Source organism: Paracoccus sp. (in: a-proteobacteria), assembly GCF_030538695.1.
Classification (GTDB): Bacteria; Pseudomonadota; Alphaproteobacteria; order Rhodobacterales; family Rhodobacteraceae; genus Paracoccus.
In genome coordinates, this window is sequence record NZ_JAUNTN010000043.1 from 1 (window position 1) to 9,810 (window position 9,810).

Here is a 9,810-nt window from a genome sequence, read left to right on the forward strand (position 1 = left end):
GCTGTTCCTGAACATGAATACCGCCGGGGATCGGTCGCGACGGCAGCGTTCCGGCACACGCCCGGCTTCTCCGCTGACCGTCATCACGTTGCGCGGGTGCCGGCAGCGGATACGGCCCATCTCTCTGTCGGCTGCCATCGTGTTGCGGTTTCACCGCGCCCCGCACGCCTCTTGCGACGGCTGTCGCCGCGCAATTCGGGTGCGACCTGCGCCCGGGTGAGAGGTTGCACGCGCCACCCGCGCGCCGTCCAGCCTGCGGCGGACGAGCGCGGCGGTGGATCGGGTTTCCCACCATCATTGACCCATCGGGGGCAGGTTCTGGTGGCGTGGGTTGTTTCAGATTGAAGTTGGATCTGGGGCGAAGAACGTGCGGAAGGGGAGGGCGAGATAAAAGGCGCGGCACGCGCGCCCGGCAAGCCCTTGCCGCGCAACGGCTTTTTGCGGGCCGGACGGTCGGATCGCGTGCCGCGATCTGAGGTTTCATCCATGATTTCAAAGGTGTTTCCGGCACAGGGTGCCCAAACAGAGGAAAACAGGCAGATGAGCGATCCCGAGCATGAATTCCGTATCCGGTCCGGAAAGGTTGCCACCGTGCGCTTCCTGAGGTGCGTCAATGAAACCCACCACTACTTCGACCGGCGGGCGAGTTCCGCCATCGTAAAATACGTACGGGCCTTGTGAAGGATCTCGTTCGAATGGCGCAGTTTACGGTTCTGGCGCGCTTGTGCCTTCATCCTCTTGGCCAATTCGGCCGGAACGTAACCCGGGCTGGCCTTTTGTGTTCAGCACCAGCTACAAGGCTCGCGAACTTCAAAGAAAAATTTGTTCACCATCTTGCTCATGATGCTCCATCCTGCTTGGGAGTTGGAGCCTCCGGTAAACTTGGGGGGCCGGTCGTTGCTCAAGCTGTCGCCAAGATGATGGTGAACCATGGCCCACGACTTCGTCGAGGGCGGTTCTTTCAGCAGTCTGGTAGGGTGGTTCTGGCCTTTTTCCGAACCAAGGTCGTACCAACTCAGTATGGCCCCGGATGCATCGGGCATCGTAATTTACTTTATCATCTTATCTTTTTAGCGACAGTGCCGCGCGGGCACCTGACCCGCTGCTTGATACGGTCAGCAGGCACGAAGGTTGCGTGACGCCCATGACCAGCCCAACACCCAGCGCCGCCGCACCAACATCGCCGAAGATCAGCGGGGAATGAGCGATTTCGGCACTCTGGCCGAGACGACGGCGCAAGCGCAGCTCGGAATAGGAAAGCTCGGCCGCGCGATAGCGCGAATTGTTCCAGTCTGTGATCCAGCAGGAGATGCCGCCTGATATGGGCAAGGCGGTTGCGGCTGCGTTTGTCATGGCGGCATAATCGGTGCCTCCATCATCGAACTCCCGCACGGGTTCGACTTCGACCGCCATGCCGGTCACAGCGGCAAGCGCCTGCGCGTCCGCGGACTTGCTCACGCGCACGATCACAGCGGCCTCGCCTGGAATCAAGCCATAGCGGTCCCGGCCGCTGAACAGGTGCCCCCGCGCTAAGAGGCAGTTTAACCTTGCACGGTCGCGATAGCTGTCAATCGCAAGTATAAGCAGATCGCCGTTCGCATCGCCGCTGCGGGCGAAATCTTGCAGCGCAAAGGCGACACCGGCGGCGCCAGTGGTCAGGATCGGGCAGCCGGTTGGATCATTGGCCCCCGCCATCCGGGCCAGTTGCTGCCCGACTTGTTCAAGATTGGGGCGGGTGAGGCCGGGTTCTTGCATGTGTTCTGGCAGGACGACGACGATGTGGCGGGGCGCGGCCCCCCGCGGATCGGTCGCGCGCAGATCCTCAATCGCCTCTTGCCCAAGCGCAAGCAGTCGGGTGGAGACCGCGTGATCGCCGATCTCGCCGTCAAAAGCGGTAAGCTGCGGCTTGAAGTCGCTGCCCAGATAGGTTCGTTGCCGGCGGAACAGATTGTGACCCTCGGCCAGCTTATCGCGATGCAATGCGAGGCCGGTTCCAAGCCCGGTCCTGACCCCCATGCCTGCCAGATAAAGCGGTGTCATTCAGCCCTCACCAAGCCTTCTGACCATGCCGATTTGGCCTTGCGCGATGACCCAAATCAGTTCAGCGAGATATGCTGGATCGTCCGACCAGCCATCGGCCCTAAGGGTGCCGTCCTCGGTGATGAAGATTTCCGGCTCCGGCCCTGAAACCGTTGTATCCTCGCTGAATACCCCGCTGTTTTGCAGCGATAGAAAGCCGTCCTCGATATCCTCGTCCAGCCATGCGCCACGCGGCATGGTGAATACTTGCGATTCGTCATCCTTCGAAGAAACCTCACCGATCAGGGTGGTCAAATCGCTGCGGATCAGGGGCGGAGCGAGCATGAAATTCATCGTGCCGTCACCCTCAGCCGTCACGGTGACATGGCGGGTATCGGCCAGAAAGTCCAGCGGAGTGTAAGCTTCACGCGCGGCCTCCTCATCACCGTCCAGTGCCGCCAGCAGACGGTTATAGGCACCGGGCGGGGTTTGGCTCTCCGCCACGACAAGACGCAGTAGAATCTGCACCAACAAGTGCGAATGCGCCGCATCGGCAATGTCGATCGTATAACCGTCGGCTTGCGTGTGAAGCGTCAGCTGCATCTGCTGGCCGCTGCCAAATGCGGTCGCGGCGTAACCCGCACGGAACAGCGAGATGACATCCTCCAGCCTGGCCCCAACCCCTTCGATGACCTCCGAGGGAACCCCTCGGGCGATGGCCTCGAGTGTAAATGCGACTTCGATCCGAGCGCGCGAAATCGAGAAGGGCAACTCCGGCATTCGAGGCAAAAAGCGGGTCAGCAGAAGATCGGTTAGCGTCATCTTGTCACACGAAACGGTTCAGATATTGTTCGACCACCTCGACTGAGGTCGGATCGGCAGGATTGCAATCCAGCGTGAATGCACGCAGGATATTCTGGCTGGCGAAAGCTGGTCTCAGATAGCCATACACCGCTTTCCAGGCCGATATATCTTCGCTTTGGTTCAGATCACCCCAGATCGGTGACGGGCCCGCAGTGACAATCATCATGCTGTCGGTCCTATCGAGCGTAATATCGGACGGGGCTAATGCGGTCAGCCTGTCCATGAAAGCTTGCCCGATATAGGTGCGCCATCCGATATCCGGGACTCCGGGTTCGTAATCCCACGGCTTTTCAGCTTTTCCACCTCTGCGCTGCTGGTCCAGCCGGCGCATTGTCGCATAGGGCTTACTGTAGAATAGCAGTGCCTCATGTCCCAGCACATCTCCCATCACTGCGCTGCGAAAGCGACGAAATGCCGGCGGCAGCCATCTATCCTGAAGACCCGAAATCGGGCTGCGCGCAAAGCCGAAGCCCTGATAGCCAAACCGGACACTGGCTTTCCGGGCAACCGCATCCAAGCTATCACTGAAGGGCAGCAGTCGATCATATTGCCAGGGAACACACATCTGAATCCGCGTCAGCGGGTGTCGGTCGTGATCGAGTGAGAAGAACGGCATGAACGGGACGCCAAGTTCATTCTGGTCTGTGCCATACAGCCGTAATCCGCTATTTTTCGGCATGCCCTCGGCAATCAGTGCCCGCCAATCCTGCAATGTCTTTTCACTGAACTGTTTTAGCTTGCTCGGCTTGCCTCCGGCACGCCCCAGCGTCATAAATACCAGTTGACCAGCGAAACTGGCGTGAAACAGGGTCAGCATCGCCACAGCAGTGTCGCGATTGGCCTGCTGATCCAGCATCCCGTCGAGAACAAAGCCGATGCGAAAGCAGGGCAAAGCGATGGGTTCGTCATGATTGCGAAGGGTGGCGAAAAGCGTCTGCGGCATATCCTGACCTGTCAGCTAACCGAGCGGGCGGCGCAATTACAGCTGGCGTCGCTGATTTCAATTGGGGGCTTGCCAGTCACGTCCTGATAAAGACGTTTCTGGCTTTCCGAGAATGTATCTTGATACCCCTCACGGTCGAACTTGAAATCATAGATATCCTGCACGCTTCCGTCGGAGTTCAGCACCGCAAAATCTGGCTGTATCCTTAGGGCGTCGTCAAGCAGATTATCGGCCATTTTTACGATATCGTAAATGTCCTGTGCGGTCATATAGACATCTAGCGCCGTCGAAAGGATGTTGAGGCCCGGCACCATTTTCAGCCAGAAACGCCTTCCCATGGCTTTTGCCCGGTTGATGCCCGCCTCGCTCACTGCTCTTCGCACGGCGCGGTTTAGCGCGTTTTTCAACCCTGACTGAGTATAAAATTTGCGTCCGGCATCCAGAGCACGATCGCCTGCCGTATAGAGCGCCCTTTCGGCGGCGCCGATCTTGTTACCCATGGCCCGGTGCAGGGGCGATCCCGGTCTGTCGAGGGCAGCTTGGGTTTTTTCTTTCGCGATAACCGAGGGTCTTGGACAGCCGCCGGGAGGCGGCGCGGCTCTACAGCGGTGCCATTCGTCGCGCGTCTGACAGAATATGTCGCACAGCGCGTTCATCACCGGATCACCGCCAAGGCCAATCTCGCGTTGTCCGCCCTGACCCGAGATCGTGTTGCGGTCATTCATGAAAAGTTTGTCGCTCAGGCGGCAGATGTTCTGACCTTCGGCATAGACATTCGGCGAATAGGTGATCCAGTGACTGCGCTTGAGAAACGTCCCCGAGATCACGCCGCCCATTGAGCCGGCCTCATCGCCGAAGCATCGGGTGAAAATCGACGGCTTGGTTGCAATCATATGACCGCCATCCGCAAAGACGGTCTGGGTGCCCTCGTCAATGTCGGAATTGCGGGCCGTGATGGCATAGGGCACCGGATAACCGCCGCTTGGTGTTTTGCAGATGTCGGGTGCGGAATTTCTGTGCTGACCGCCCGAGCCGCGATGCGTGATTGTCAATCCGTTAATCTTAATGGTGACGCTCATGATAACGGTTCTTGTGCTGTCGCCGAAAACAAATGTGCATCCTGTGGACGCACGCGAAAACCTGCTGACGAACCAAGCGATAGCTTTGTTACGTCGAATTCGACATCCGATGCTGCGCGCGGCACTGGCCATGCGGCAAGATAGGTAAGGTTCAGGCGTCGCTGGACCATGTCGATGCTGACGGTTTGCAATTCGGCATCTGCCGATTTCCAACGCCCGCCAATGCGCGCGGCACAGATCAGGTCCAGATTGGCCAGCGGAAAGCATGACGGGCCTTCGGCGGGGCCGGTATCATCCAGCCCGCCGACGTCGAAAACAGATGGCAGGCGAAAGGGACGCTCAAGTTGCTGATCAGCCGGCGCGGCCTGCCAGTAGGCAGGCTGAAAATCATGCGGCAGACAGGGCGCACGGCGGGTCTGCCAGGTCTCGTCATATGTGCCGGCCAGCCTTAGTCTTGTGGGCCAGTGGCGCGGGATCGCGCCAATCAGCGCCGGTGGCATCGCCTGCCCGCGGCGCGGGCCGGGATGGTCGGCAAAATAGAGCACCGCCGGATTGTTTCGCTGACCGAGCGGGTTCTCCACGTCATCAGCGCCGCCATAGGCGATGCGCGCATCCAGAGGCAGCAATGCAGCGCGTTCGTTGCGATCTATGACCGCTTTGCCGCGCCAATCCCAACGCAGCGGCGGCGCCAGCACCAACCGCTTGCACCACGCGCCCAGTCTAAAACTGATCTGACGAAACTTGCCTTCTGGGGATTGGCTTGCGCTTGCCGTCAGCAGCAGGTCGACTCGCTCTTTTGCTGATGTCAGGTCGGCATCGGCCAGTAACAGTTCGGGATGTTCGGACGAAAAAAGCGGGGCCTGATGCAAAACTGCGCCCTCGGGAAGAAACAGAGGTGCCGCGTTCTGGCGCAGGGTAAACGCCGCCTTGACCCAGAGGCCCCAGAAGTTGCGATCCTGATGATCCCGGTAGAACCCGGCGCTTGCCGCAAACGGGGTATGGTTCAGCACATCCCACATCAGTTCAGATCGATCCTGCCAGCAAGCACTGACAGGCCCTTTTCTGCGTCCAGAGCAATATCGGCACCTTGAAGGCGAATGCGCCCGTCCGGGTGAAGCGTCAGTGACGCCGCACCGTTTTCGATCCTCAACGGGACGGATGTGTCTTTCGGATCGCCTTCGTCTTCCAGAACACCAAGCACAACGATCAGCCGTTCGTCGCCATCCATGACGTCCTGACATACCGCCATACGGCCGATATCGCCGCACCGCGCCCGGCCGGCGCAGCAGACACGGGCGTTGGTGCCCTCAAGAACAGGCTTTCCATATTCCGATATCGCAAGGATTCGGTGGAGGCGAAATTGTCCAAGACCTTCCAGATCACCCATTGAGAAGATACTCTTTCTGACTCGTCCTGTTTTACGTCTTGCCCGGATCAGGACAGCTCTGCCTGCTATTCGCTGGTGATGAGAACAAAGCTGCGATCATCGGGCGTATTCATGACGAAAACACGGGCCTCGGTTCTTTCGTCAAACGATTCTGCGTAGGTCACCTTGTCCCAATCAGCAGCTTCAAAGGCTGGCTTATAGCTGTCGGACAACAGGCTCATCGGGATCCAACCCGGATCGCCGACCGGCATAAAGTCGGTCAAGTCGCGCACGCTGTCAGGCGTAAGTTCGGCGCTAATATGCGAGAAGCTGGCGAAGGGGGTGTCGCCAGAATCGCATGACCAGATTTTCGGCTTTTGCCGAGCGTCAGGCAAGGCGGCGCTGATCATCTGTTCGATCCGCGCGCGATCCTCGACCGCGCAGCTGTGGGCTTCGTCCTGCATCGACACCTCTCCGTTCATGACATGGGGCAGCAACACGGCCACGACCGCGATCACACCCGAAAGCACAGAACCGCTTCGCAATCTCATCAGCCTTCTGCCACGAGAAATTGAAAATGCTGGATCTGACCCGTTCCGTTGATGTCATAGCGTCTGGCGTCACCGGATTCTTCAAGCGCACCCAATATTGCATCGGCGGGGGTATATGTTTTGCGTTCGTTGGATTGCAGAAACAGCATGTTCCTCATAGCATGTCCGCCACTAGAACAATAAGCGGTCCAGTGCCGTCTGCCTTTCTTAGGACATAGGCTTCCGAATTCCGATCACGGGCGAAGCCATAGGCGACATGATAATCTGAAATCGAGTTCAGAAGGTCAAACTCCGGCACCAGTGCGTCGATTCGATCAAGTGGCAGAAATTGCGGGTCGGCGGGCGCAGCCAGACCCACGCCAGTCAGATCGGCCCCCTCGCCAAAGACCAGAACGCCGGCGGTATCAACGCCAACCGCATGGGGCGCCTCGCAAGCCGAGTGTTCCGGCGCGCCGAAATCAGCATCTGGAAAAATAGCCGTCAGAGCCCGGACCATGTATCTTGTCTGACTTTCGTGACATGGGATGTCTTGAGCAGCGGTTGGCATCATAGACTTATAGGCCTCCGTGAATACATAAGCAGCGAAAATCGCGGCCCCAGTCAGGATCGTGATAAATAAATATTTCATCGCTCGGCCCCAGATTCGACCAAAATCGGCGCAGTTTGCGACGCGCCTGAGTTGGTGCTGGTACTATCCTCGAAACGCGCCCACCTGACAGTTCCCGCACCGACGATATCGAAATTAGCAGCATCGCCGCTTGCAACAAGTGAGCCGATTAGAGCATCGGTGACGAAGTAACCTTCGGGGCTCCTCTCGAAATATCTTTGTTCAGCGTTGAAAGACAGTCCCTCGGCGGGGGCGGTTCGCCTTTGGTTCAGTGGAACGTCGATGTAGGATGGTAGCGAGACGCCTTTGCTTGTTCCATCATCCTCAACATCCCAATTATAGCGATCATAGATAAAGAGCCGGTATCGTATCGTTGTCACGGAGCCTTGTCTTGTGGCATGGGCTCCGTAAGCCATCCAGAAAGAGCCGACGGCATAAAACCAGCCCGTGTTGCGCTCGGCTGTGACTCCGAACCAATTACTGCCATAATTCGGCGACGAGAAATTGGCGTTCCTGGCAAGGTAACGTCGAATGCCGTCACTGCGAAATTTCATGTCCTCAGCGATCAGATTGAGGAACTGCTCTGATACCGATTGGTCTGTGATTGTGCCCTGGGTGTTGAGTGTATTCTGCAGATTGTCGACGGACCGCGCGCCATATTCGCGATCACGACCCCCGCCTTGGCGATAGTGACGCATATTCTGGGCGGCCGACGCTTTGGTTGGGTGCCCATGCGCCATTATTCCGCCCAGCGTGTCAGTCCACTCCAGTGCCGCTTCCCGCAACGCCCGTCGATCTTCATCACTCATCCCCTGAGGAATATACAAGCTCGGGTCAGTATCACCGTTATCCACGGGACGGGCAGGGACAGGAATGGTGGGCGAGGTGCCTGCGACAAACTGCAATCTAACGCGTATTGACATGTCAGTTCTGATCTATCCTGTTTGCGTCAAGTTTGATGTGCAAGCCTGATATTTCTATCTTGCCCGAGGCATGCAGGCGTATCGCGCTTGCTCCGCAAACGATATCAATTCGGCTGCCGCTTTCGATGGCGGTGTTGTCTGCGGCCGCAAAGAGCGTTGAGCCACCTGAATTGGCCTGAAGCAATTTTCCAGCGTGAATTGACTTGTGCTTCCCGACCGTCTCTTGGGCCGAGTCCTTAATGAAAGTCAGTCGCGAGGTTCCAACATCCTCAACAAGCGAGGTTTGAGCGGATAGAGTCAAGCCGCCTGAAGCGATCGCGGAATTCATCGCCTTAAGTCTTATCTTAGTTTGGTCGAAATGCTGATTTTCGCCTTCTTGGATCGGCTGATGGCCTGTTCCCGAATGTCCCTGTGGACCTGCGCTGATAATTGTGCCGCCAGCAGAAGAAATTTCTATCGTTCCCCCGACTTCCGAGACGAAATTACCGGTCACGCGCGACATATACTCGGCCCCGACATCAAGAAATGCGCTGCGGTCGACGCTGGTAAGGTGGTCGCGACGCGTGACGATGTTCATGTCCCTTTGAGCGTGAATGAAAATCTCTTCCCAATCCTTTTCATCCTCGAACCGCAGCTCATTAAATCCCCGTCCGGCCCCTTTACCGTCATGGCTTTTTGTTCTGAAAGTAGATCGCGTCTTATGCTCTGGCAGCGGATATGGCGCCCCATTCTTGCCATTAAACACATTCCCGACCACCACCGGCTTATCGGGATCACCTTCGAGGAACTCGACCAGCACCTCCATGCCGATGCGGGGGATGACCATCCCACCCCAGCCTGAACCGGCCCAGTTCTGCGACACGCGGCAGCGCATCGAATGGGCCCCCTCCAGATCCCAGTGGAACCGCACCAGAATCCGGCCGTATTCGTCGCAGTCGATCTCGCCCTCGCCGACGACCATGGCGGTCTGTGGGCCGTTAACCAAGGCGGCGGGGGTGCGGCGCGGCGGGGCCATGGGGGCGGTGTCGGGCATCAGCACGTATGACCCGGTGAAGGCATAGCCGTCGCTGGCCGGGCCGCCCGACCCGTAAGCCTCTGATACGAAATGATGACTGGCCGACAGGCACAGATAGGTCTCACCCGTCCCCGGCACCGGATCGCCCGAAAGCGTCACCCGCATCCCGGCGCCGAGGCTCACGCAATCGCCCACCGCCCGGTTGCGCCGGTCGGCCCCGCGCTCCTGATCGGTGCGCAGCCCGGCGACGATTTTGCCGACATCCTGAGACAGATAATCGCCCGGATAATCAAAGCTCTCGATCTGACCCTCGGCATAGGCCGCATCGCCCAGGCGATTGATTTCCATGGTTCGCATCGGCGCTTTGAAGTCATAATCCGTCAGCCGCACCGCGCCGGTGGTCAGGTTGCGCTCGGGCGCCCAGTCCCAAAAATGCTCGCCCT

General features: G+C 58.4%; 12 protein-coding genes. 1 reads left to right on the forward strand and 11 read right to left on the reverse strand.

Annotated features, from left to right (window positions below; all coding sequences use genetic code 11):
• Positions 1-540: 540 nt before the first annotated feature.
• Positions 541-681: a hypothetical protein gene (locus Q4G24_RS16120; protein WP_303367562.1), complete on the forward strand. Its 141-nt coding sequence runs from the start codon at positions 541-543 to the stop codon at positions 679-681.
• A gap of 381 nt (positions 682-1,062) precedes the next feature.
• On the opposite strand, the gene Q4G24_RS16125 is transcribed toward Q4G24_RS16120, so the two are convergent.
• From Q4G24_RS16125 to Q4G24_RS16175, 11 genes are all read right to left on the reverse strand, one after another.
• Entirely contained in the window at positions 1,063-2,040 is a 978-nt protein-coding gene (locus Q4G24_RS16125; protein ID WP_303367563.1) for a hypothetical protein, read from the reverse strand.
• Positions 2,041-2,841: a hypothetical protein gene (locus Q4G24_RS16130; RefSeq protein WP_303367564.1), complete on the reverse strand. Its 801-nt coding sequence runs from the start codon at positions 2,839-2,841 to the stop codon at positions 2,041-2,043.
• 4 nt (positions 2,842-2,845) lie between these two features.
• Complete coding sequence (locus Q4G24_RS16135) at positions 2,846-3,826, reverse strand: hypothetical protein (RefSeq protein WP_303367565.1); 981 nt, start codon at positions 3,824-3,826, stop codon at positions 2,846-2,848.
• Between the two features lie 11 nt (positions 3,827-3,837).
• The gene (locus tag Q4G24_RS16140; RefSeq protein WP_303367566.1) at positions 3,838-4,905 is read right to left on the reverse strand and encodes a DUF4150 domain-containing protein; all 1,068 of its coding nucleotides are present in this window, start codon (positions 4,903-4,905) and stop codon (positions 3,838-3,840) included.
• Positions 4,902-5,915, reverse strand: coding sequence for a DUF2169 domain-containing protein (locus Q4G24_RS16145; RefSeq protein WP_303367567.1), 1,014 nt, complete (start codon positions 5,913-5,915; stop codon positions 4,902-4,904). Before Q4G24_RS16145 ends, Q4G24_RS16140 begins: the two co-directional genes overlap by 4 nt.
• Before the next feature lie 8 nt (positions 5,916-5,923).
• The gene (locus Q4G24_RS16150) at positions 5,924-6,292 is read right to left on the reverse strand and encodes a hypothetical protein (RefSeq protein ID WP_303367568.1); all 369 of its coding nucleotides are present in this window, start codon (positions 6,290-6,292) and stop codon (positions 5,924-5,926) included.
• 65 nt (positions 6,293-6,357) lie between these two features.
• On the reverse strand, positions 6,358-6,822 hold the full coding sequence (locus Q4G24_RS16155) for a hypothetical protein (protein ID WP_303367569.1): 465 nt from the start codon (positions 6,820-6,822) through the stop codon (positions 6,358-6,360).
• Positions 6,822-6,980 (reverse strand): hypothetical protein, encoded by a 159-nt coding sequence (locus tag Q4G24_RS16160; RefSeq protein WP_303367570.1) that lies wholly within the window; start codon positions 6,978-6,980, stop codon positions 6,822-6,824. The genes Q4G24_RS16155 and Q4G24_RS16160 overlap by 1 nt, the downstream gene beginning before the upstream one ends.
• Positions 6,977-7,450, reverse strand: a complete 474-nt coding sequence (locus tag Q4G24_RS16165) for a hypothetical protein (RefSeq protein WP_303367571.1) — start codon at positions 7,448-7,450, stop codon at positions 6,977-6,979. Before Q4G24_RS16165 ends, Q4G24_RS16160 begins: the two co-directional genes overlap by 4 nt.
• Entirely contained in the window at positions 7,447-8,238 is a 792-nt protein-coding gene (locus Q4G24_RS16170; RefSeq protein WP_303367572.1) for a hypothetical protein, read from the reverse strand. The genes Q4G24_RS16165 and Q4G24_RS16170 overlap by 4 nt, the downstream gene beginning before the upstream one ends.
• A 115-nt stretch (positions 8,239-8,353) precedes the next feature.
• On the reverse strand, positions 8,354-9,810 hold a 1,457-nt coding region (locus Q4G24_RS16175), incomplete at its 5' end, for a type VI secretion system Vgr family protein (protein WP_303367573.1).